This window comes from Labedella phragmitis (assembly GCF_004078635.1).
Lineage (GTDB): Bacteria > Actinomycetota > Actinomycetes > Actinomycetales > Microbacteriaceae > Labedella > Labedella phragmitis.
The window spans coordinates 691,715-712,352 of record NZ_RZNB01000002.1 but is presented as its reverse complement, the minus strand read 5'-3'; the positions used below and the strand labels follow the sequence as shown (position 1 = coordinate 712,352).

Sequence of the window (20,638 nt, the reverse complement as noted above, 5' to 3'; positions counted from 1 at the left end):
CCGTGGGTTCACGTCCCAGGGGGTGCACGGAACAGCCTCGGAGACTCTCGCCAGTCTTCGGGGCTTTTTCATTTCGTGGGTGGGTGGGTCGGGTCGGGATCGCGGTCCGTGGGTTCACGTCCCCGGTGCTCCGCCCTCAGACGAGGCGCCGGTCGCGTCAGCCGAAGGAGACGGTACCGTCGTCGGCGACGTGCCAACCCGGGTTGTGCGCGATCTCCCACAGCACGTCGTTCGGATCGGTCACGATCGCGTGGAAGATGCCGCCGAACGCCCCGGGCTCCGGAGCGACGACCTCCCGACCGCCGAGCGCGACGAAGCGCTGCGCGATCTCGACGACCTCCGCCTCGCTGCCGACGTTGTGGGCGAGGGTGACGCCGGAAGCGGGCATGGCGGCGTCCGCGCGCACGTCCTGGGCGAACTTCTCCGCGTCGAAGAGTCCCAGCACGAGCCCGGGAGCGACCTGGAAGAAGAGGATCTCGTCGGGCACATCGAGGAGCGCCTCCCAACCCAGCCCGTCGACGTAGAAGCGTCGAGCGGCGTCGAGATCCGGAGTCGACAGGGTCACGAAATGGACGTCTTGGCGCATCGGTGCTGATGATAGGGGCTCATCGTCGATAACGCGAGGCTCCCGCCGAATCCGGTTCCGTCCAGGTGCCGTGGGTAACGTCGCAGACACACCGGAACCAACGCAAAGGAGATCAGCATGCCCCAGGTCATCGAAACGATCGACGTCGACGTTCCCGTCTCCGTCGCCTACAACCAGTGGACCCTCTTCGAGGAGTTCCCGAAGTTCCTCGACGAGGTCGAGTCAATCAAGCAGGTCACCGAGACCCTCACGGTGTGGAAGGTCAAGGTCGGCGGCATCGAGCGCGAGTTCGAGGCGAACATCACCGAGCAGCACCCGGACGAGCGCGTCGCATGGAACAGCACGGGCGGCGAGGTCGACCACGCCGGCGTCGTCACCTTCCACAAGCTGGGCGACCGCGAGACGCGTGTCACGGTCCAGATCGACTGGGAGCCGACCGGCCTGCTCGAGAAGCTCGGCTCGACGCTCGGCGTGGAGAACCACGCCGTGAAGAAGGACCTGAAGAACTTCAAGGAGTTCATCGAGTCCCGCGGTGTGGAAGAAGGCGGCTGGCGCGGCGACGTCCAGGCCTGATCCCGTTTCTCGCCGACGGCCGTCCCACCTCGTGGGGCGGCCGTCGGTGCGTCCCGGCGCGCGTGTCGAGCGACTATCGTTGAGCGGATGATCTCCCGACGTGACGCCGCCATCCGGCTCGACATCCCGCTCGAGATGGCGACGAAGCACGGAATCCCCAAGCTCGTGTCCGACGACGAACTCGCCGCCATCGAGGCGCAGCCGCCCGCATGGCTCGTGCAGTCGCGGTCGAACCGGACGGGGAAACCCGTCTGGGTCGAGCTCACGTGCGCCGTGTGTCGCTTCACGGAGACGGACCGACCCAAGAAATGGTGGCCGGAGTGGACGGTCCTCGCCTGCGACGACCATGAGGCGTCCCAGGTGCCGGCGCCGCGGGACGGCCGGTCGCGCGAGGCCGTGTATGGGATCGGATCGCGCTTCATCGCCTACGTCGACTCGCAGTAGTTCAGCGCGGCGGGAGCCGTTCCAGGCTGACGGAGTCGACCCGGCCATCGTCGAGCACGACGCGCATGAACGTCGCGTACGGCTGCCGGCGTCGGTCGGTCGGCGACCCGGGATTGAGGAGTCTCAAGCCCGCGGTCGAGGTCGTGTTCCACGGGATATGGCTGTGCCCGAACACGAGGAGGTCGGTATCGGGGAATGCGACGTCCATGCGCTTCTCTCGGCCCGTCGCCGACCCCGTCTCATGCACGACGGCGAGGTCGACACCGTCGAGGCGAAGTCGCGCGATCTCGGGGAGCCGGGTACGCAGATCCGGGCCGTCGTTGTTGCCCGCGACGCCGACGAGTCGGCGGGCTCGCGACTCGAGGAGGTCGAGGGTCGCCACATCGACCCAGTCACCGGCGTGGATCACGACGTCCACGTCGTCGATCGCGCGGAGGACGGGGTCGGGTAAGACCTTCGCCCGCTTCGGGAGATGCGTGTCGGCGAGGAGGAGGACGCTCGTCGTCATGTTCTGCGGGAGCGTCAGGAGGCGTCGGCGGGGAGACCGAGAACGGCTCCCGCGCCGCGGCCGCGTGCGGGGGGCGAGACGATCGACGGGTCGATCGCGTCGGGATCGTGCCGTTGCGGATCCGCCCACACCGCGATCGTGCGATGCTCGTGCTGAGCCGCCTCGACGGCCGAGCGGCCGTGTGCTGACGGGTGCGACGCGAGTGTCTCCGTACCGACGATCGACCGGGTGATGGAGAGCGACAGCGAGCGGGCCGCGAGCTGCGAGAAGATCGCGTCGGTGTCGGCGGCGCTGCGAAGGACGAGCGAATACCGCCCGTCCGGGCCGAGGGCGTCGAGGACGCGCTTGTTGACGCGGGCGTACACCTCGTCGGGAGTGAGGGAATCGTGCTGCACCGGGGTCGGAGGATCGACCGGAACCTGTGCGCGTCGGCGGCGACCGAACATGGAGCGTCCCCCGTTCAGAGCTGAAGTGCGCTCATCATCTCGCGGGGGACGGTCCGTGCCCGGTGGACACGCCGAGTCGTCACTTAAGGCGGTCCTGGATCTTCTTGCGCTTCTTCTCCGCGGGGGTGTCGTTCGCCTCGTCGGCGACCGATCCGATCGCGAGCGCGAGAGTGGCGATCCACGAGATCCAGATGAAGACGAGGCGCCAGTCGCGCGGCCCCTTGCGGGTCGCCTGCAGCGTCTGGAAGCCGCCGAACACCGCGCCGATGATGGCCGAGTTCATGATGTATTTCCGCATGAGGGGTCCTTTCGCTCGCCGCCAACGCTAGTGGATCGCACTCGCGCCGATCGGGGTTTGCACGACGCGTTCGGTCACGGTAGGGGAGTGTTCAAGGCAGGGGCCGACCAGTGCTAGCACAGTCGTCCACCCCTTCGGGGCCGATACGGGCCGCTGATAGCCTGAGAGCCCGTCAGGGCGGAAGGACATCATCATCGCCAGCCACACCGAGACAGAGCACGACGACGACGCGGTGACTCTCGAAGCGGAGAGCTACGACTTCGTCGTCGTCGCCAACAGGCTTCCCGTCGACAGCGTCACGGAACCGGACGGCACGCAGGGCTGGAAGCTCTCGCCCGGCGGCCTCGTGACGGCGCTCGAGCCCGTCATGCGCTCGGCGGACGGAGCATGGATCGGTTGGCCGGGCGCTCCGGACACCCACATCGACCCGTTCGAGCACGACGGCATCACGATGGTTCCCGTCGCCCTCGACGAGACCGAGGTCGAGCGCTACTACGAAGGCTTCTCGAACGACACCCTCTGGCCGCTCTACCACGACGTGATCGCGCAGCCGAGCTATCACCGCGAGTGGTGGGACGCCTACGTCTCGGTCAACCGGCGGTTCGCCGAACGGGCAGCGGCCCTCGCGTCGCACGGGGGAGTCGTGTGGGTCCACGACTACCAGCTGCAGCTCGTCCCCGGCATGCTCCGTGAGTCGCGTCCCGACCTGACGATCGGCTTCTTCAACCACATCCCGTTCCCCGCCTACGGCCTCTACTCGCAGCTGCCGTGGCGTCGGCAGATCCTCGCGGGGCTGCTCGGTGCCGACGTGATCGGCTTCCAGCGCACGGCCGACGCCGGGAACTTCCAGCGCGCCGTGCGTCGTCTGTTCGGTTACGAGACGAAGGGGTCGTCGATCCGCGTGCCGCTCGAGGAGACGGGGGAGCGGCGACCCGAGAAGTCGCGGACCGTCGTCGCGCGGGCCTTCCCGATCTCGATCGACTCCGCGTCGTTCGCCGAGCTCGCCCAGGACCCCGACGTCATCGAGCGCGCGCGTCAGATCCGCGAGGACCTCGGCAACCCGAAGACCGTGCTGTTCGGCGTCGACAGGCTCGACTACACGAAGGGCATCCGACACCGGCTCAAGGCCTTCGCCGAGTTGCTCCAGGACGGGCGCCTGGACGCGGAGGAGACGACCCTCATCCAGGTCGCGAGCCCGTCGCGCGAGCGAGTCGCCGCCTACATGGAGTTGCGCGACGACATCGAGCTGACGGTCGGCCGCATCAACGGGGACTACGGCTCGATCGGCCGGGCCCCCGTCCACTACCTGCACCACGGCTACCCGCGCGAGGAAATGGTCGCGTTGTATCTCGCGGCCGACGTCATGCTCGTGACCGCTCTCAGAGACGGGATGAACCTCGTCGCGAAGGAGTACGTCGCCTCGCGCATCGACGGCGACGGCGTGCTCATCTTGAGCGAGTTCGCGGGAGCATCCGACGACCTGCGCCAGGCCCTCCTCATCAACCCCCACGACATCCAGGGGGTCAAGGAGGCCATCATGACGGCCGTCGACATGGACCCGCGCGAACGGAAGAGGCGCATGCGTGCGCTCCGCCGGCGTGTCCTTGAGAACGACGTCGCGAAGTGGTCGAAGACCTTCCTCGACGAGTTGCGGAGGGCGTCCCACGCCGATGCGGGGAAGGCGGCTGCCGTCGTCGAGACCGCCGCCGACGGCGACACCGACCGCGACGGCGACACCGACAGCGAGGACGCCGAATGACCCTCGAGCGGCCGCTCGACACGGCACTCTCCCGGCTCGCCGGGACGGGCGTCCTCCTCGTCGCCCTCGACTTCGACGGGAACGTCTCGCCGCACGTCGACGATCCGGCGGGTGCACGACCGCTGCCCGAGGCCGCTCGGGCCATCGAGCAGCTCGCGTCGCTCGCCCGCACGTCCGTCGCCCTCGTGTCGGGGCGCGCGATCGACTCGCTCGTCGAGGTGTCGGGGGTCGGTGACGACGTCCTCCTCTCCGGCTCGCATGGTGGCGAGTACCGCATGGAGGTCGGTGCTCCGCCCCTGTCCTTGAGCGATGAGGAGCTCGAGGTCGTCGCCCGGCTCGGCGACATCCTTCGTGAGGTCGCGGCGCAGCATCCGGGCACCGAGGTCGAGTCGAAGCCCGCCGGTCACGCGCTGCATCTTCGGAACGCCGACGCCGAGACGGCCATCGACGCCCAGCACGTCGTGCGGCGACGCGTCCTCAACGAGCTCTCGGGCATCACGGCGCGACCGGGCAAGGACGTCGAGGAATTCTCCGTGCTGGCGGCGACCAAGGGCGACGCGATCGCCCGACTGCGCGACCACGTCGGTGCCACCGGCGTGTTCTACTCCGGTGACGATCTGACGGACGAGGACGCCTTCCGCGTCCTGCTCGACGGGGACGTCGGGGTCAAGGTCGGCGCCGGCGACACGCTCGCTCCGTTCCGCGTCCCGTCTCCCGACGCGATCGCCGCTGTGCTGACCCGACTCGTCGAGCTGCGGGGAGCGGTCGTCGGCGGGGAGTGAGGCAGAGCCGGGCGTCGTCCGAGCGAGTGCCGACGCGTCCGCGGGGAATGGCCGAGCCGGCATCGCGCGCGTTCTAGACTCGACACATGCCAGAAATCGATGTGAAACCGCGGTCGCGCGCGGTCACCGACGGGATTGAAGCCACGACGAGCCGCGGGATGCTCCGCGCCGTCGGCATGGGTGACGAGGACTGGGACAAACCCCAGATCGGGATCGCGAGCTCGTGGAACGAGATCACCCCGTGCAACCTGTCGCTCGACCGTCTCGCCCAGGGCGCCAAGGAAGGCGTCCACTCCGGCGGCGGGTACCCGCTGCAGTTCGGCACCATCTCCGTCTCCGACGGCATCTCGATGGGCCACGAGGGGATGCACTTCTCCCTCGTCTCCCGTGAGGTCATCGCCGACTCCGTCGAGACCGTCGTCATGGCCGAGCGCCTCGACGGCACCGTGCTCCTCGCCGGATGCGACAAGTCGCTGCCCGGCATGCTGATGGCCGCCGCGCGTCTCGACCTCGCGTCCGTCTTCCTCTACGCGGGATCGATCGCTCCCGGCTGGGTCAAGCTCACCGACGGCACGGAGAAGGAAGTCACGATCATCGACTCCTTCGAGGCCGTCGGCGCGTGCAAGGCGGGCACGATGAGCGAAGAGGACCTCAAGCGGATCGAGTGCGCGATCGCTCCGGGCGAAGGCGCGTGCGGCGGCATGTACACCGCGAACACGATGGCTTCCGTCGCCGAGGCGCTCGGCATGAGCCTCCCCGGATCGGCATCGCCGCCCTCGGCCGACCGTCGTCGCGACTACTACGCGCACCGCTCTGGCGAGGCCGTCGTGAACATGCTCAAGAAGGGCATCACGGCGCGGCAGATCCTCACGCGGGAGGCGTTCGAGAACGCGATCGCCGTCGCCATGGCCTTCGGCGGGTCGACGAACGTCGTGCTGCACCTCCTCGCCATCGCGCGCGAGGCCGAGGTCGATCTCACCCTCGACGACTTCAACCGCATCGGCGACAAGGTGCCCCACATCGGTGATCTCAAGCCCTTCGGCAAGTACGTCATGAACGACGTCGACCGTCACGGCGGCGTCCCCGTCGTGATGAAGGCGCTGCTCGACGCCGGGCTGCTTCACGGCGACTGCCTCACGGTGACGGGCAAGACGGTCGCCGAGAACCTCGCCGACATCAATCCCGACCCGCTCGACGGCACGGTCCTCCGCACTCTCGACAACCCCATCCACGCGACTGGCGGGCTCACGATCCTCAAGGGGTCGTTCGCGCCGGAGGGCGCCGTCGTGAAGACGGCCGGTTTCGACGCGCAGGTGTTCGAGGGACCCGCTCGCGTCTTCGAACGTGAACGTGCCGCGATGGACGCGCTCACGGAGGGCAAGATCGCCGCGGGCGATGTCGTCATCATCCGATACGAGGGTCCGAAGGGCGGGCCCGGCATGCGCGAGATGCTCGCGATCACCGCCGCCATCAAGGGCGCGGGCCTCGGCAAAGATGTATTACTATTGACAGACGGACGATTCTCAGGCGGCACAACCGGCCTGTGCATCGGCCACATAGCACCCGAAGCGGTGGACGCTGGTCCCATCGCCTTCGTGCGCGATGGTGATCTGATACGGGTCGATATCGCTGCTCGCTCCCTCGACCTACTTGTCGACGACGCTGAGCTGGCTGCCCGCCGAGAAGGCTGGGCCCCTCTTCCTCCGCGCTATACCCGCGGCGTCCTCGCGAAGTACTCCAAGCTCGTGCACTCCGCCGCGGAAGGCGCGATCACGGGGTAGTCGTGCGTCGGCTGGTCTGCCGGAACACCCGATCTCAATCGTCAAGGAAACGTTCATGTCTTCCGATCCCATCCCCACTCCGCTGCCGCGGAGGCCGCATGCTGCCGGCGCGCAGCCCGAGGAGATCACGGGAGCCGCCGCCGTCGTGCGTACGCTCGAACTCCTCGGCGTCGACGACATCTTCGGACTCCCGGGCGGGGCGATTCTTCCCGTCTACGACCCCCTCATGGACTCCACCGAGGTTCGCCACATCCTCGTCCGTCACGAGCAGGGCGCCGGCCACGCCGCCGAGGGCTACGCGGCCTCGAGCGGTCGCCTCGGCGTCTGCATCGCGACGTCGGGCCCCGGTGCGACCAACCTCGTGACGGCGATCGCCGACGCGTACATGGATTCCGTACCGCTCCTCGCGATCACGGGCCAGGTGTTCTCGACCCTCATGGGCACGGACGCCTTCCAGGAGGCGGACATCGTCGGCATCACGATGCCGGTCACGAAGCACTCCTTCCTCGTGAAGGACGCGAAGGACATCCCGTCGACGATCGCCGCTGCAGCGCACATCGCGACGACCGGACGCCCCGGCCCCGTGCTCGTCGACATCACGAAGGACGCGCAGCAGGCGACGGCGCCCTTCATCTGGCCGCCCAAGATCGATCTCCCGGGCTACCGTCCCGTCACCAAGGCGCACGGCAAGCAGGTGCAGGCTGCCGCACAGTTGTTCGTCGAGGCCAAGAAGCCCGTGCTGTACGTCGGAGGCGGAGTCATCCGTGCGAAGGCATCGGACGAGCTGCTCGAACTCGCCGAGCGCACGGGCGCCCCCGTCGTCACGACGCTCATGGCGCGCGGCGCGTTCCCCGACTCGCACCGGCAGCAGCTCGGAATGCCGGGCATGCACGGCACGGTTCCCGCGGTGCTCGCGCTGCAGGAGTCCGACCTCATCGTGGCTCTCGGCGCGCGTTTCGACGATCGGGTCACGGGCAAGGCCGAACTCTTCGCCCCGAACGCCAAGGTCGTGCACGTGGACGTCGACCCCGCCGAGATCTCCAAGATCCGCCTCGCCGACGTCCCCATCGTGGGCGACGCGAAGGACGTCATCGTCGACCTCACGGCCGCGTACCTCTCGGCCGCTACGGAGACGACACCAGACATCGCCGACTGGTGGACCTACCTGAACGGCCTCCGCGAGGAGTTCCCGCTCGGATACGCCCCGACGACCGACGGGCTGCTCGCTCCGCAGTACGTCATCCAGCGCATCGGCGAGATCACGGGGCCGGAGGGCGTCTACGCCTCCGGTGTCGGCCAGCACCAGATGTGGGCGGCGCAGTTCATCAATTACGAGCGACCGAACTCGTGGCTCAACTCCGGTGGTGCCGGCACGATGGGTTACTCGGTCCCCGCGGCCATGGGCGCCAAGGTGGCCGAGCCCGATCGGGACGTATGGGCGATCGACGGCGACGGCTGCTTCCAGATGACGAACCAGGAACTCGCGACCTGCGCCATCAACAACATCCCGATCAAGGTCGCCGTCATCAACAACTCGTCGCTCGGCATGGTTCGTCAGTGGCAGACGCTCTTCTACGACGGCCGCTACTCGAACACCGACCTCAACACGGGACACGACACGATCCGGGTGCCGGACTTCGTGAAGCTCGCCGAGGCCTACGGCTGCCTCGGCATCCGCGTCACGAAGGAGGAGGAGGTCGACGCCGCGATCAAGCTCGCGCTCGAGACGAACGACCGCCCCGTCGTGATCGACTTCGTCGTGAGCGCCGACGCGATGGTGTGGCCGATGGTGCCGCAGGGCGTCAGCAACAGCTACGTCCAGTACGCGCGAGACCACAGCCCCGCGTTCGAGGAGGAGATCTGACATGTCGACCCACGTGCTGAGCCTCCTCGTCGAGGACAAACCGGGTCTGCTGACCCGCGTCGCCGGTCTTTTCGCCCGCCGCGGCTTCAACATCGAGTCGCTCGCCGTCGGTGTGAGTGAGATCGACGGACTCTCGCGCATCACCGTCGTCGTCGACGTCGACACCCTCCCGCTCGAGCAGGTCACGAAGCAGCTCAACAAGCTCGTGAACGTCATCAAGATCGTGGAGCTCGACCCCGCGCAGTCGGTCCAGCGCGAGCACCTGCTCATCAAGGTGCGCGTCGACAACACGACGCGCTCCCAGGTGCTCGAGGCCGTCAACCTCTTCAGGGCCCGCGTCGTCGACGTCTCGACCGACGCCCTCGTGATCGAGGTCACGGGCGACTCCGGAAAGACCACGGCCTTCCTGCGTGTCCTCGAGCCCTACGGCATCAAGGAGATCGCCCAGTCGGGCCTGCTCGCCATCGGACGCGGATCGAAGTCGATCTCCGAGCGCGTCTTCAAGAACTGATCGACGAACCTCAACAACAAGGAGAAACAAGCAGTGACTGAAATCGCTTACGACCGGGACGCCGACCTCTCGCTCATCCAGGGCAAGAAGGTGGCCGTCGTCGGCTACGGGTCGCAGGGTCACGCCCACGCGCTCAACCTCCGCGACTCCGGTGTCGAGGTCGTCATCGGGCTCAAGGACGGCTCGACGTCGATCCCGAAGGCTCAAGAGGCCGGCTTCGAGGTCAAGAACGTCGCCGACGCGTCCGCGTGGGCCGACGTCATCGTCATCCTCGCTCCCGACCAGTACCAGCGCACGATCTTCGCCGAGTCCATCAAGGACCAGCTCACCGACGGCAAGGCGATCGTCTTCGGCCACGGCTTCAACATCCGCTTCGGCTACATCGAGGCCCCCGAGGGCGTCGACGTGTTCATGGTGGCCCCGAAGGGACCGGGCCACACGGTGCGCCGCGAGTTCGAGGCCGGCCGTGGCGTCCCCGTCATCGTCGCCGTCGAGAAGGACGCGTCCGGCTCGGCGTGGGATCTCGCCTGGTCCTACGCGAAGGCGATCGGCGGCCTGCGTGCCGGTGGCATCAAGACGACCTTCACCGAGGAGACCGAGACGGACCTCTTCGGCGAGCAGGCGGTGCTGTGCGGCGGCGTCTCGCAGCTCGTCCAGTACGGCTTCGAGACCCTCACCGAAGCGGGCTACCAGCCGCAGATCGCCTACTTCGAGGTGCTTCACGAGCTCAAGCTCATCGTCGACCTCATGTGGGAGGGCGGCATCGCCAAGCAGCGCTGGAGCGTCTCCGACACCGCGGAGTACGGCGACTACGTCTCCGGTCCCCGCGTCATCGACCCGCACGTGAAGGAGAACATGCAGGCCGTTCTCGCCGACATCCAGTCGGGTGCGTTCGCGAAGCGCTTCATCGACGACCAGGACGCCGGAGCCCCCGAGTTCAAGGAGCTGCGCGCCAAGGCCGAGGCCCACCCGATCGAGGCGACGGGCAAGGAGCTCCGCGCCCTCTTCGCGTGGAAGCAGCAGGACGACGACTACACCGACGGCAGCGCAGCGCGCTGATCTCCGTCGACTGACGACGAAGGGCCGTCCGGGCGACCGGGCGGCCCTTCGTCGTCGCGGTACCCTGAGGGAATGATTTCGGACGACGACGAGGCCCTCTCGTGGGCCGGTGACGATTCCGATCCCACCGCGTCCTCCGCCCCCGTGACCAGTCGTCGGTCCCGCTCCGCGCGAGAGACAGGGAAGGACGACGAGGGGGAGTCGACCGATACCGGCGACGGCGTCGAGACGGTCCGGCAGACCGGTCCCGTCGCCCTCGTCGTCATGAGCCTGCTCGGCGGTCTCCTCGTCCTCTCCAGTATCGGCTGGGCACTCTCGATCGGCCCGCTGCAAGCGGCGTTCCGACCGATCGACCTGCTCGGGACCACGATGTTCTCGCTCGGACTCGTGTTCGCCGTCGCGTCTCCCTTCGTGTGGCTCGGCGCGAGCATCTGGCTCACGCGCTCCCGTCCCGCATGGCACCGCGTCGCGGCCCTCGCGATCGGGACCGTCCTGCTCGTGCCGTGGCCGTACCTCGTGGGGTTGCGGTGACGGCGCGCGAGGACGTCGAGACGCGTCGCCCCGTCGCACGCCCGGTCGCCCGGGCCGTCATCGTCGTCGTCTTCGGTCTCCTGCTCGCCTGGGACGCTTGGGAGGCCGTGGGGAACCTCCTCGGGGTGACGGGAACCGCCGTCGCCCTCGGGACGAGCGTCTCTCCGACGGGGTGGATCGTCCTGTGCTTCGGGGTCGCGCTTCCGATCGCGGGCTTCGTCGGCGTGCTCTGGTTCGGACGGCACGCTCGCCCCGCCACGCTCCTCATCGCGTTCGCGACGGTCACGACGGTGGTCGCGGCCCTCTCCCTCGACCTCCTCGCGATCTACGGGATCGGCACGCTCATCGTCTGAGTGCTGACGTCTGCGGACGGCTCGCCGGAGCCACGAGGCTCACGGGCGGACGGCCGCGGTTCTCAGGCTCGGACGGCCGCGAGCAGGCACAGCACGATGAGCACGATCTGAGCGATCAGGCGCGGCCAGAACGGCACCGTGATGCTGCCGAAGCGCTCCGGACGGGCGGCGGCGTAGGCGTTCGCGGGGAAGACCGCCACGAGGAAGACGGCCAGCAGGATCCCCGCGAGCGGCTGCGTCGCGGGCACGAGCAGGCCGAGGCCCCCGGCGATCTCGCAGACGCCCGTGAACGTGACGAGCCGACGAGCCGTCGTCCGGTCGGCCCCGCCCCATCGCGGCGGGATCATCGACGCCATCCCCGTCGCGATCCGGGGGACGAAATGCAGCACGCCCATCGCGACGAAGGCGACGGCGAGGACGGCGCGCAGCACCAGGGAGGCGACCTCGAAACTCATGGCGACTCACACTACGTCACACGGACGGGGTCGCCTGGAGCCCTGCACTAAGCTGGTCGCGTCCGCGCCCAGCTGTCCGTGGCGCACCGTGTCGACTCCCAGCGCCTCCCGAAGGAACCACTCTCGTGCCTCAACCGGTCGTCCTGATCGCAGAAGAACTCTCCCCCGCAACCGTCGACGCCCTCGGGCCCGACTTCGACGTCCGCTCCGTCGACGGGACCGATCGCCCCGCCCTGCTCGCCGCACTCGCCGACGCGAGCGCCGTGCTCGTCCGCTCGGCGACGAAGGTGGATGCCGAGGCCATCGCCGCTGCGCCGAACCTCAAGGTCGTCGCTCGTGCGGGTGTCGGCCTCGACAACGTCGACATCAAGGCCGCGACGGCGGCGGGCGTCATGGTCGTCAACGCGCCGACGTCGAACATCATCTCGGCCGCCGAACTCACCGTCGGTCACATCCTCTCCCTCGCCCGCCACATCCCGGCTGCGCACAACGCGCTCGCGCAGGGCAAGTGGAAGCGCTCCGCCTACACGGGCGTCGAGCTCTACGAGAAGACGGTCGGGATCATCGGACTCGGCCGCATCGGCGCCCTCATCACGGCGCGTCTGCAGGCCTTCGGCACGAACGTCGTCGCGTACGACCCCTACGTCACGAGCGCGCGGGCCCAGCAACTCGGCGTCCAGCTCCTCTCGCTCGACGAACTCCTCGCGCAGTCCGACTTCATCACGATCCACATGCCGAAGACCCCCGAGACCACGGGGATGATCGGCACGGAGCAGCTCGCGCTCATGAAGCCGAGCGCATTCATCGTCAACGTCGCGCGCGGCGGGCTCATCGACGAGGAGGCGCTGCACGACGCCCTCGTCGCGAAGTCGATCGCGGGAGCCGGGCTCGATGTCTTCGTGTCGGAGCCTCCGACGGATTCGCCGCTCCTCGCCCTCGACAACGTCATCGTCACGCCGCACCTCGGCGCCTCGACGGACGAAGCGCAGGAGAAGGCCGGCGTGTCGGTCGCGAAGTCGGTCCGCCTCGCCCTCGGCGGGGAACTCGTGCCCGATGCCGTGAACGTCGCAGGCGGTGTCATCGACCCGTACGTGCGTCCCGGGATCCCGCTCGTCGAGAAGCTCGGACAGGTCTTCTCCGGCCTCACACACTCTCCGCTCACGAGCGTCGACGTCGAGGTGCACGGCGACCTGAGCGACTACGACGTGAGCGTCTTCCGCCTCGCGGCTCTCAAGGGCATCTTCAGCAACGTCGTCAGCGAGACCGTGTCCTACGTGAACGCCCCGCTCCTCGCGGAGCAGCGCGGTATCGAGGTGCGCCTCATCGTCGACGCGACGAGCGAGGAGTACCGCAACGTCATCACACTGCGGGGCGCGCTGAGCGACGGCTCGCAGATCTCGGTCTCCGGCACGCTCACGGGCACGAAGCAGATCGAGAAGATCGTGGAGATCAACGGTTACGACGTCGAGGTGCCGATCGCCGAGCACCACATCGTCATGCTCTACCGCGACCGCCCGGGCATCGTGGCCGTCTACGGCCAGCGGTTCGGACGCGCCGACATCAACATCGCCGGCATGCAGATCGCCCGTCGCGAGGCCGGGGGAGAGGCGCTCAGCGTCCTCACGGTCGACTCCCGCGTGTCGGACGATCTGCTCGATGAGATCTCCCGCGAGATCGAAGCCCGCGTCCTCCGTTCGATCGACATCACCAACTAGTCCGGCTCACCCGTCGCGCTCCTCGAGCGCGGCGGGCAGCCGATCGAGGCAGTCGTTCCACCCCTGGCGCAGATCGGTTGCGGCCTGATCGGTCGGGATGCCGGAGTGGGTGACCTCGAGGAGCGTTGATCGCTCGCGCGCCCGTACCAAACGGATCTCGACACGTGATTCGTCGCTCTCGCCGTGCCAGCGCCACGAGAACACGAGGAGCTCGCGCGGCGACACGATGGAGAAGTCGCCGCCTACCGCCATCGAGGCGACGGACGATTCCACGCGCCACGTGCCGCCGACGCGCGCCTCGAGGTCGTAACGGGGCTCGAGGCGTCGGGGCCAGAACCAGTCGGAGAACGCGTCGAGGTCGGTGAACGCCTGCCACACGGAATCGACGGGGGCGTCCAGGCGACGCGTCAGGATGACGTCGGTCATGCGTCGAGCATGCCGGTGGCGGCTCCGGGAGGCAAGAGGTGCGTCAGGACGCGGCGGCCGGTCCGGGGGAGGCCGTGGGAGTGAGCCGCGCGAGCACGGCGAGGAGCTCGTCCATCGCGCCGTCGCGGCTGTCCGTCGTTCCGAACGCGCCGAGGAGTGTCGAGTTGTAGTAGAGGCCGTCGCTCACGAGCATGATGGCGCGCGCCACGGCCGGGTCGCCGACGTCGGCCGCTATCGCGGTCTCCCAGCGTGCTCGGACCGCGGCGAGAGTCGTTCGCGCCTTCTCGTGCGAGCCCTGTGCGAGTCGCGAAACCGCGATGAGCGCCTCGTCGAAGGGTGTGCCTTCCTCGACGGAGGTCCGGATGACGTAGTCGACGGTGCCCTCTGGCGCCGCACGCATGCGTTCGTCGTCCGCCGCGGCGAAGGCTTCCAGCCGCTCGATCAGTCCGTCCACGAGCGCATCCTTCGACGCGAAGTGATAGAGCAGCCCGCCCTTCGAGACGCCGGCGGCCGCAGCGACGGCATCGAGCGTCGCAGCGCGTTCGCCGCTCGCGATGAGGAGCCCCTGGAAGGCGTCGAGGATCCTGTCGCGTGCGGAATCGGGTCTCGGCATGCGGCCATCGTAGCCGCGCCGAGGTGGGGCGGGGCGCACTGTACCGACCGGACGGTATAGTGTTCCGGTGGCACAGGATGGAATGACGACGGACACGGCGACCGACGAGCGCACGAGGGTCGACGGCGCGCGCCGTCGCGCGGGCGCACGCGAGTGGATCGCGCTCGTGGTGCTCATGCTGCCCGTCCTCCTGGTGTCGGTCGACAACACGGTGCTGAATTTCGCGCTCCCCGCCATCTCCGAAGCGCTCCGCCCGAGCGGGGTGCAGCTGTTGTGGACGATCGACGTGTACCCGCTCGTGCTCGCGGGCCTGCTCGTCCCGATGGGCAGCCTCGGCGACCGGTACGGGCGGCGACGACTCCTCCTCATGGGTGCCATCGGCTTCGCGATCGTGTCGGCCGGGGCGGCGTTCGCGCCATCGGCCGAGCTGCTCATCGCCGCTCGCGCGCTGCTCGGCGTGTTCGGCGCGATGCTCATGCCGTCGACGCTCTCTCTCCTGCGCAGCATCTTCATCGACCGGGAGCAGCGTCGGCTCGCCATCGCGGTCTGGGCCTCGGGCTTCGCCGGCGGGAGCGCACTCGGACCGCTCGTCGGCGGCATCCTGCTCGAGCACTTCTGGTGGGGATCGGTCTTCCTGCTCGCCGTGCCGGTGCTCCTTCCGCTCGTCGTCCTGCTCCCGCTCCTCGTGCCCGAATCGCGCGACCCGGCGCCCGGCCGCGTCGACCCCGTGAGCATCGTCCTCTCGCTCACGACGACGCTCCCCATCGTCTACGCGATCAAGAGCGTCGCGAGTCACGGCTTCGGGATCGACACGGCCGTGGGGATCGTGATCGGCGTGGCGAGCGGGATCGCCTTCGTGCGCCGGCAGCGGCGGAGCGCGACCCCGATGCTCGACATGGCGCTTTTCGAGAGAGGGACGTTCAGCGGGGCCGTCGGCGTGAATCTCCTGAGCGTCACGGCCTATGTCGGCGGCCTCCTCTTCGTATCGCAGCACCTCCAGCTCGTCCTCGGCATGTCGCCGCTCGAGGCGGGACTCGTGCTCGTGCCCGGCCTCGTGGTCATGATCGCCTCTGGACTCGTCATCGTCCCGATCGCGAAGCGCGTCCGGCCGTCGATCGTCATCCCCGTCGGTCTCAGCGTCTCGGCGATCGCGTACGCCGTCGTCGCGATGTCCGGCGGGCGGCTGTCGGCCCTCGAGCTCGCGCTCATCTTCGTGGGGCTGGGTCTCGGGATCGGCGCCGCCGAGACGGTGTCGAACGAACTCATCATCGCGACGGCGCCGGCGGACAAGGCGGGAGCAGCTTCGGCCGTGTCGGAGACCGCCTACGAGCTCGGCGCGGTCCTCGGAACGACGGTCCTCGGGACGATCCTGACCGCGTCGTACCGGGCGAACGTCGTGCTCCCGGAGTCGCTTTCCGCCGCTCAACGAGCGGCGGCGGGGGAGACCCTCGGTGGTGCCGTCTCCGTGGCCGAGCAGGTGCCCGGGGACGTCGGGGAGACACTCCTCGACTCCGCCAGGGTCGCGTTCGACAGTGGCGTGGAGACGGCCGCCGGCATCGGAGCGGCGCTCATCATCGGTGCGATGGTCGTCGCGCGCTTCGCCCTCCGCAACGCGCGCTGACGAGTGGGTACGGTGCCGGGGTACCGACGGCGGTCGCAGTAGGCTGGGACGACCCGCATCGCCTACAGGAGTCCCATGTCGCGCACCGTCAAACTCGCCGTCATCCCCGGGGATGGAATCGGACCGGAGGTCGTCTCGGAAGCCGTCAAGGTGCTCGAGGCCGTCACAGCGGGCACGGACGTGTCGTTCGAGCGCACCACGTTCAGTCTGGGCGCCCAGCGGTACCTCGAAACGGGCGACGTGCTGACGGAGGAGGACCTCGAGGCGATCGCGTCGCACGATGCGATCCTGCTCGGCGCCGTGGGTGGTGCGCCAGGGGACCCCCGCCTCGCGGGAGCGAACATCGAGCGCGGGTTGCTGTTGAAGCTGCGTTTCAGCCTCGACCACTACGTGAACCTGCGGCCGACGCGCATCTACCCCGGCGTGCCGAGTCCTTTGGCCGACGCTGGCGATGTCGATTTCGTCGTCGTGCGCGAGGGCACCGAGGGCCCGTACGTCGGCAACGGCGGCAGCATCCGAACGGGTACTCCGCACGAGGTCGCCAACGAGGTGTCCGTCAACACGGCCTACGGCGTCGAACGTGTCGTGCGCTACGCATTCGCCGCCGCGCGGTCCCGTCACGGCCGGCTCACGCTCGTGCACAAGACGAACGTGCTGACGTTCGCCGGCTCGCTCTGGAAGCGGATCGTCGACGAGGTCGCGATAGAATTCCCCGATGTCACGGTCGACTACCTCCACGTCGACGCGGCGACGATCTTCTTCGTCACGAATCCTGGTAGATTCGACGTCCTGGTCACCGACAACCTGTTCGGTGACATCCTGACCGATTTGGCCGGCGCGATCAGCGGCGGCATCGGTCTGGCGGCCTCCGGCAACATCAACCCGGACGGCACGTCTCCGAGCATGTTCGAGCCGGTACACGGTTCCGCTCCGGACATCGCGGGCACCCAGAAGGCGGACCCCACAGCGGCGATCCTCTCGGTCGCCCTCCTCCTCGACCACCTCGGGCTCGCGGACGCCGCCGCGTCCGTCACTCGAGCCGTCACCGAGGACATCGCGACCCGCACGGGGACACCGCGCCGCACCGCGGAGATCGGCGACGCGATCGTCGCGGCGCTCTCCCTTCCCTCAGCTCATGCACCCAAGGACCTCTCATGACCATCACGACTCCCGCAGCCGACCGACTCACGTTCTCCCGCACCGACGCACCGTCGCCGCGCAGTGACGCCGAGCGCGCCGAGATCCTCGCGGACCCCGGCTTCGGCAAGCACTTCACCGACCACATGGTCGCGATCGACTGGACGATCGACGGCGGCTGGCACGACGCGCGCGTTCAGCCGTACGGTCCGCTCCTGCTCGACCCGGCGGCCTCCGTCCTGCACTATGCGCAGGAGATCTTCGAAGGCCTCAAGGCGTACCGTCACGCCGACGGATCGATCTGGACGTTCCGCCCGGAGAAGAACGCCGAGCGGCTTCAGCGCTCCGCCCGCCGTCTGGCGCTGCCCGAACTGCCGACGCCCGTGTTCCTCGACTCGATCCGCGAGATCATCGCTGCCGATGGAGCGTGGGTCCCGTCGGGTGAGGATCAGAGCCTGTACCTCCGCCCCTTCATGATCGCGAACGAGTCGTTCCTCGGTGTGCGAGCCGCCCAGCGCGTCGGGTACTACGTCATCGCGAGTCCGGCCGGCGCGTACTTCACGGGCGGAGTGAAGCCCGTCTCCATCTGGCTGTCTACGGAGTTCTCCCGCGCCGGAAAGGGTGGGACGGGAGCCGCGAAGACGGGCGGCAACTACGCCGCGTCGCTTCTTCCGCAGAACGAGGCGGCCGCGAACGGCTGCGCTCAGGTGTTGTTCCTCGATGCGGCGACCGGGACGCGCGTCGACGAGCTCGGCGGCATGAACGTGTTCCTCGTCTACCGCGACGGCCGCGTCGTGACGCCCGAGCTGTCCGGCACGATCCTCGAGGGGGTGACGCGCGAGAGCGTGATCCAGCTCGTGCGTGACCGCGGGCTCGAGGTGGAGGAGCGCGAGGTTTTCATCGACGAGTGGCGAGAAGGCGTCGCGTCCGGCGAGATCTCCGAGGTGTTCGCATGCGGAACGGCCGCCGTGATCACCCCGATCGGCGAGCTCAAGGGCGCAGGCTTCTCGGTCGGAGACCCCGGCGCGCCGGCCGGCGAACTCACGATGTCGATCCGCGGCGAGTTGACCGACATCCAGTACGGGCGGGTCGCCGACCGGCACGGATGGCTGACGCGCCTCGACGCCTAGGCTTGACGGCATGAAGATCGCACGATTCAGCTCAGCGGGAGCCATCCACTTCGGCGTCCTCGACGGCGAGGAGCTCGTCGTCCTGTCCGGAGACCCGATGTTCCAGGGGTTCGACACCACGGGGGAGCGTGTCCCGCTCGCGGAGGCGGCGCTGCTCGCGCCGTCGATCCCGCGATCGAAGGTCGTCGCCGTCGGCAAGAACTACGTCGACCACGTGACGGAGATGGGCGGAGACACGCCTCCGGCGGAGCCGCTGCTCTTCCTCAAGCCCAACACATCGGTGATCGGGCCGGGCGACCGGATCATCACGCCGCCGCAATCGTCGCAGGTCGAGTTCGAGGGCGAGCTCGCCGTCGTGATCGGGAGCATCGCGAAGAACGTCGCTCCCGAACGCGCCGCCGAAGTCGTCTTCGGCTACACGGTCGCGAACGACGTGACCGCTCGTGACCTCCAGCGCTCGGACGGCCAGTGGACGCGCGCCAAGGGCTTCGACACCTTCTGCCCGGTCGGACCGGTCGTCGAGACGGAATTCGACGCGTCGAGCGCGACGCTCACGACCACCGTCAACGGCGAGGTGAAGCAATCGGCGCCCCTCAGCGACATGGTGCACGGCGTCGCGGACATCGTCGCGTACGCGTCGTCGGTCTTCACGCTGCTTCCGGGCGACGTCATCCTCACCGGCACCCCGGCGGGCGTCGGGCCGATCGTCGCGGGAGACGTCGTCGAGGTGTCGATCTCGGGGATCGGGTCGCTCTCGAATCCCGTCGCCGCCGCACGGTCGTGAGAGCGGGAGACGGGTCCCGCGACGGGGCGCGTCTCCGCACGATCGCCGTGCTCGTCGCCGGGCAGGTGCTCGGCGGAGTGTCGGCGGGAGCGACGATCTCGCTCGGCGCTCTCCTCGCCTCCGATGTGACGGGCGACGAGGCGCTGTCTGGCCTCGCCTCCACGTTCCTCACCCTCGGTGCCGCGATCGCCGCTGTCCCCCTCTCACGGCTCGCCGTCCGATCCGGCCGCCGTATCGCCCTCGCCTCCGGCGTGCTCGTGAGCGCCATCGGGGCCGCCGCGACGATCGGCGCGGTCGCGGTGTCGTCGGCGGTGCTCCTGTTCGTGTCGTTCCTCCTCGTGGGCGTCGGTTCGGCCGTCGGGCTCCAGGCGCGCTTCGCGGCGACCGACCTCTCCGGTCCGTCGTCGCGCGCGCGCGACCTCGCCGTCGTCGTCTGGGCGACGACGATCGGTGCGGTACTCGGTCCGAACCTCGTCGGGCCCGGGGCGATCGTCGGCGGGGCATTCGGTCTTCCGGACCGCACGGGTCCGTTCCTCTTCAGCATCGCGAGCGGCTTGCTCGCCGCGATCGTGTACCTGGTCGGGCTCCGCCCCGATCCGCTCCTCGAGAGCCGTCGGCGGGGGACGTCCCGTGTCGTCGTCGGCGGTGCGGAGGAGAAGCCGTCGGCGAGTCGACGGCGGTTCGCGGTCTTCGCGGTCACGGCGAGCCACGCCGTCATGGTGGCCGTGATGGCGATGACTCCCGTGCAGCTCCACCACCACGGCAACGCCGACGCCGTCGTCGGCTTCACGCTGAGTCTCCACATCGCCGGGATGTACGCCTTGTCGCCCGTCTTCGGCTGGCTCGCGGACCGGTCGGGCAGGATCGTCGTCGTCCTCGGCGGTCAGGCGACTCTCGCCGCGGCGCTCGTCGTCGCCGCGCTGGGTGCCCATGACACGGCTGCGGTGAGCGTCGGCCTCGTGCTGCTCGGTCTCGGATGGAGCGCTTCGACCATCGCGGGTTCCGCCCTCGTGACCGAATCCACGGCGCGCGTCGACCGGCCGCGGACGCAGGGCCGCTCCGATCTGTTCATGAACCTCGGGGGAGCGGCGGCCGGAGCGCTGGCCGGGGTCGTCCTGTCGCAATTCGGCTATGCGGGGCTCGCGCTCACGGCACTCGCGGTCGTCGTCGCCGTCGTCGTCGCCGCCGCCCTCACCGCGCGGTCGGGGCGGCCCGAAGCGACGATCGCGTCCGCCCAGGGCTCGGTCGACCGTCCCTGATCG

General features: G+C 68.9%; 23 protein-coding genes. 16 read left to right on the top strand and 7 right to left on the bottom strand.

Translation table 11 applies throughout. The features are described 5' to 3' along the window. Positions 1 to 157: 157 nt before the first annotated feature. Entirely contained in the window at positions 158 to 586 is a 429-nt protein-coding gene (locus tag ELQ90_RS08120; protein ID WP_128494734.1) for a VOC family protein, read from the bottom strand. A gap of 117 nt (positions 587 to 703) precedes the next feature. Between ELQ90_RS08120 and ELQ90_RS08115 the strand changes: the two genes are divergently transcribed. After that, positions 704 to 1,159 carry an SRPBCC family protein gene (locus ELQ90_RS08115; RefSeq protein WP_128494733.1) on the top strand — a complete coding sequence of 152 codons (456 nt, stop codon included), beginning with the start codon at positions 704 to 706 and terminating at the stop codon, positions 1,157 to 1,159. Positions 1,160 to 1,246: 87 nt separating this feature from the next. Beyond that, on the top strand, positions 1,247 to 1,603 hold the full coding sequence (locus tag ELQ90_RS08110; RefSeq protein ID WP_128494732.1) for a hypothetical protein: 357 nt from the start codon (positions 1,247 to 1,249) through the stop codon (positions 1,601 to 1,603). A gap of 1 nt (position 1,604) precedes the next feature. Here the strand turns inward: ELQ90_RS08110 and ELQ90_RS08105 are convergent, their stop codons facing one another. From ELQ90_RS08105 to ELQ90_RS08095, 3 genes are all read right to left on the bottom strand, one after another. Further along, entirely contained in the window at positions 1,605 to 2,111 is a 507-nt protein-coding gene (locus tag ELQ90_RS08105) for a metallophosphoesterase family protein (protein ID WP_128494731.1), read from the bottom strand. Positions 2,112 to 2,125: 14 nt separating this feature from the next. Then, positions 2,126 to 2,506, bottom strand: coding sequence for a hypothetical protein (locus ELQ90_RS08100; RefSeq protein WP_128494730.1), 381 nt, complete (start codon positions 2,504 to 2,506; stop codon positions 2,126 to 2,128). A 130-nt stretch (positions 2,507 to 2,636) separates the two neighbouring features. Then, positions 2,637 to 2,855: a hypothetical protein gene (locus tag ELQ90_RS08095; RefSeq protein WP_128494729.1), complete on the bottom strand. Its 219-nt coding sequence runs from the start codon at positions 2,853 to 2,855 to the stop codon at positions 2,637 to 2,639. A 232-nt stretch (positions 2,856 to 3,087) separates the two neighbouring features. Here ELQ90_RS08095 and otsA point away from each other — a divergent pair, with 232 nt between their 5' ends. The 8 genes from otsA to ELQ90_RS08055 all read left to right on the top strand — a co-directional run bounded on the left by otsA (position 3,088) and on the right by ELQ90_RS08055 (position 11,495). Beyond that, positions 3,088 to 4,614, top strand: coding sequence for an alpha,alpha-trehalose-phosphate synthase (UDP-forming) (gene otsA, locus ELQ90_RS08090; protein ID WP_128494728.1), 1,527 nt, complete (start codon positions 3,088 to 3,090; stop codon positions 4,612 to 4,614). Next, a complete protein-coding gene (otsB, locus tag ELQ90_RS08085) occupies positions 4,611 to 5,396 on the top strand; it encodes a trehalose-phosphatase (protein WP_128494727.1) in 786 nt (261 codons plus the stop codon). The genes otsA and otsB overlap by 4 nt, the downstream gene beginning before the upstream one ends. An 86-nt stretch (positions 5,397 to 5,482) precedes the next feature. Beyond that, a complete protein-coding gene (gene ilvD, locus ELQ90_RS08080; RefSeq protein WP_128494726.1) occupies positions 5,483 to 7,177 on the top strand; it encodes a dihydroxy-acid dehydratase in 1,695 nt (564 codons plus the stop codon). Positions 7,178 to 7,232: 55 nt separating this feature from the next. Continuing rightward, on the top strand, positions 7,233 to 9,041 hold the full coding sequence (locus ELQ90_RS08075) for an acetolactate synthase large subunit (protein ID WP_128494725.1): 1,809 nt from the start codon (positions 7,233 to 7,235) through the stop codon (positions 9,039 to 9,041). 1 nt (position 9,042) lies between these two features. Beyond that, positions 9,043 to 9,552 carry an acetolactate synthase small subunit gene (gene ilvN, locus ELQ90_RS08070; protein WP_128494724.1) on the top strand — a complete coding sequence of 170 codons (510 nt, stop codon included), beginning with the start codon at positions 9,043 to 9,045 and terminating at the stop codon, positions 9,550 to 9,552. A 33-nt stretch (positions 9,553 to 9,585) separates the two neighbouring features. After that, positions 9,586 to 10,611, top strand: a complete 1,026-nt coding sequence (ilvC, locus tag ELQ90_RS08065) for a ketol-acid reductoisomerase (RefSeq protein ID WP_128494723.1) — start codon at positions 9,586 to 9,588, stop codon at positions 10,609 to 10,611. Between the two features lie 72 nt (positions 10,612 to 10,683). Further along, positions 10,684 to 11,142, top strand: coding sequence for a hypothetical protein (locus ELQ90_RS08060; RefSeq protein WP_128494722.1), 459 nt, complete (start codon positions 10,684 to 10,686; stop codon positions 11,140 to 11,142). Further along, positions 11,139 to 11,495: a hypothetical protein gene (locus ELQ90_RS08055; protein ID WP_128494721.1), complete on the top strand. Its 357-nt coding sequence runs from the start codon at positions 11,139 to 11,141 to the stop codon at positions 11,493 to 11,495. Before ELQ90_RS08060 ends, ELQ90_RS08055 begins: the two co-directional genes overlap by 4 nt. A gap of 62 nt (positions 11,496 to 11,557) precedes the next feature. Here ELQ90_RS08055 and ELQ90_RS08050 read toward each other — a convergent pair whose 3' ends face one another. Then, positions 11,558 to 11,950 carry a DoxX family protein gene (locus ELQ90_RS08050; RefSeq protein ID WP_128494720.1) on the bottom strand — a complete coding sequence of 131 codons (393 nt, stop codon included), beginning with the start codon at positions 11,948 to 11,950 and terminating at the stop codon, positions 11,558 to 11,560. 125 nt (positions 11,951 to 12,075) lie between these two features. Between ELQ90_RS08050 and serA the strand changes: the two genes are divergently transcribed. Beyond that, complete coding sequence (gene serA / locus ELQ90_RS08045; protein ID WP_128494719.1) at positions 12,076 to 13,665, top strand: phosphoglycerate dehydrogenase; 1,590 nt, start codon at positions 12,076 to 12,078, stop codon at positions 13,663 to 13,665. Positions 13,666 to 13,671: 6 nt separating this feature from the next. Here serA and ELQ90_RS08040 read toward each other — a convergent pair whose 3' ends face one another. Both ELQ90_RS08040 and ELQ90_RS08035 read right to left on the bottom strand, forming a co-directional pair. Beyond that, complete coding sequence (locus ELQ90_RS08040; RefSeq protein WP_128494718.1) at positions 13,672 to 14,091, bottom strand: SRPBCC family protein; 420 nt, start codon at positions 14,089 to 14,091, stop codon at positions 13,672 to 13,674. 43 nt (positions 14,092 to 14,134) lie between these two features. Then, positions 14,135 to 14,704, bottom strand: coding sequence for a TetR/AcrR family transcriptional regulator (locus tag ELQ90_RS08035; RefSeq protein ID WP_128494717.1), 570 nt, complete (start codon positions 14,702 to 14,704; stop codon positions 14,135 to 14,137). 82 nt (positions 14,705 to 14,786) lie between these two features. Between ELQ90_RS08035 and ELQ90_RS08030 the strand changes: the two genes are divergently transcribed. The 5 genes from ELQ90_RS08030 (at position 14,787) to ELQ90_RS08010 (ending at position 20,635) form a co-directional block, all read left to right on the top strand. Next, the gene (locus ELQ90_RS08030) at positions 14,787 to 16,325 is read left to right on the top strand and encodes an MFS transporter (RefSeq protein ID WP_128494796.1); all 1,539 of its coding nucleotides are present in this window, start codon (positions 14,787 to 14,789) and stop codon (positions 16,323 to 16,325) included. A 75-nt stretch (positions 16,326 to 16,400) separates the two neighbouring features. After that, a complete protein-coding gene (locus ELQ90_RS08025; protein ID WP_128494716.1) occupies positions 16,401 to 17,483 on the top strand; it encodes a 3-isopropylmalate dehydrogenase in 1,083 nt (360 codons plus the stop codon). Beyond that, on the top strand, positions 17,480 to 18,592 hold the full coding sequence (locus ELQ90_RS08020) for a branched-chain amino acid aminotransferase (protein ID WP_128494715.1): 1,113 nt from the start codon (positions 17,480 to 17,482) through the stop codon (positions 18,590 to 18,592). The genes ELQ90_RS08025 and ELQ90_RS08020 overlap by 4 nt, the downstream gene beginning before the upstream one ends. Before the next feature lie 10 nt (positions 18,593 to 18,602). Next, positions 18,603 to 19,376, top strand: coding sequence for a fumarylacetoacetate hydrolase family protein (locus tag ELQ90_RS08015; RefSeq protein WP_128494714.1), 774 nt, complete (start codon positions 18,603 to 18,605; stop codon positions 19,374 to 19,376). Further along, positions 19,373 to 20,635, top strand: a complete 1,263-nt coding sequence (locus ELQ90_RS08010; protein WP_128494713.1) for an MFS transporter — start codon at positions 19,373 to 19,375, stop codon at positions 20,633 to 20,635. The genes ELQ90_RS08015 and ELQ90_RS08010 overlap by 4 nt, the downstream gene beginning before the upstream one ends. The last annotated feature ends 3 nt before the right edge of the window (positions 20,636 to 20,638 follow it).

Excerpts from the sequence above, each read along its gene's own strand:
- ELQ90_RS08120 (WP_128494734.1), bottom strand. The coding sequence starts at position 586 with ATGCGCCAAGACGTCCATTTCGTGACCCTGTCGACTCCGGATCTCGAC.
- ELQ90_RS08115 (WP_128494733.1), top strand. The coding sequence starts at position 704 with ATGCCCCAGGTCATCGAAACGATCGACGTCGACGTTCCCGTCTCCGTC.
- ELQ90_RS08110 (WP_128494732.1), top strand. The coding sequence starts at position 1,247 with ATGATCTCCCGACGTGACGCCGCCATCCGGCTCGACATCCCGCTCGAG.
- ELQ90_RS08105 (WP_128494731.1), bottom strand. The coding sequence starts at position 2,111 with ATGACGACGAGCGTCCTCCTCCTCGCCGACACGCATCTCCCGAAGCGG.
- ELQ90_RS08095 (WP_128494729.1), bottom strand. The coding sequence starts at position 2,855 with ATGCGGAAATACATCATGAACTCGGCCATCATCGGCGCGGTGTTCGGC.
- otsB (WP_128494727.1), top strand. The coding sequence starts at position 4,611 with ATGACCCTCGAGCGGCCGCTCGACACGGCACTCTCCCGGCTCGCCGGG.
- ilvD (WP_128494726.1), top strand. The coding sequence starts at position 5,483 with ATGCCAGAAATCGATGTGAAACCGCGGTCGCGCGCGGTCACCGACGGG.
- ELQ90_RS08075 (WP_128494725.1), top strand. The coding sequence starts at position 7,233 with ATGTCTTCCGATCCCATCCCCACTCCGCTGCCGCGGAGGCCGCATGCT.
- ilvN (WP_128494724.1), top strand. The coding sequence starts at position 9,043 with ATGTCGACCCACGTGCTGAGCCTCCTCGTCGAGGACAAACCGGGTCTG.
- ELQ90_RS08060 (WP_128494722.1), top strand. The coding sequence starts at position 10,684 with ATGATTTCGGACGACGACGAGGCCCTCTCGTGGGCCGGTGACGATTCC.
- ELQ90_RS08050 (WP_128494720.1), bottom strand. The coding sequence starts at position 11,950 with ATGAGTTTCGAGGTCGCCTCCCTGGTGCTGCGCGCCGTCCTCGCCGTC.
- ELQ90_RS08040 (WP_128494718.1), bottom strand. The coding sequence starts at position 14,091 with ATGACCGACGTCATCCTGACGCGTCGCCTGGACGCCCCCGTCGATTCC.
- ELQ90_RS08035 (WP_128494717.1), bottom strand. The coding sequence starts at position 14,704 with ATGCCGAGACCCGATTCCGCACGCGACAGGATCCTCGACGCCTTCCAG.
- ELQ90_RS08030 (WP_128494796.1), top strand. The coding sequence starts at position 14,787 with ATGACGACGGACACGGCGACCGACGAGCGCACGAGGGTCGACGGCGCG.
- ELQ90_RS08025 (WP_128494716.1), top strand. The coding sequence starts at position 16,401 with ATGTCGCGCACCGTCAAACTCGCCGTCATCCCCGGGGATGGAATCGGA.
- ELQ90_RS08020 (WP_128494715.1), top strand. The coding sequence starts at position 17,480 with ATGACCATCACGACTCCCGCAGCCGACCGACTCACGTTCTCCCGCACC.
- ELQ90_RS08015 (WP_128494714.1), top strand. The coding sequence starts at position 18,603 with ATGAAGATCGCACGATTCAGCTCAGCGGGAGCCATCCACTTCGGCGTC.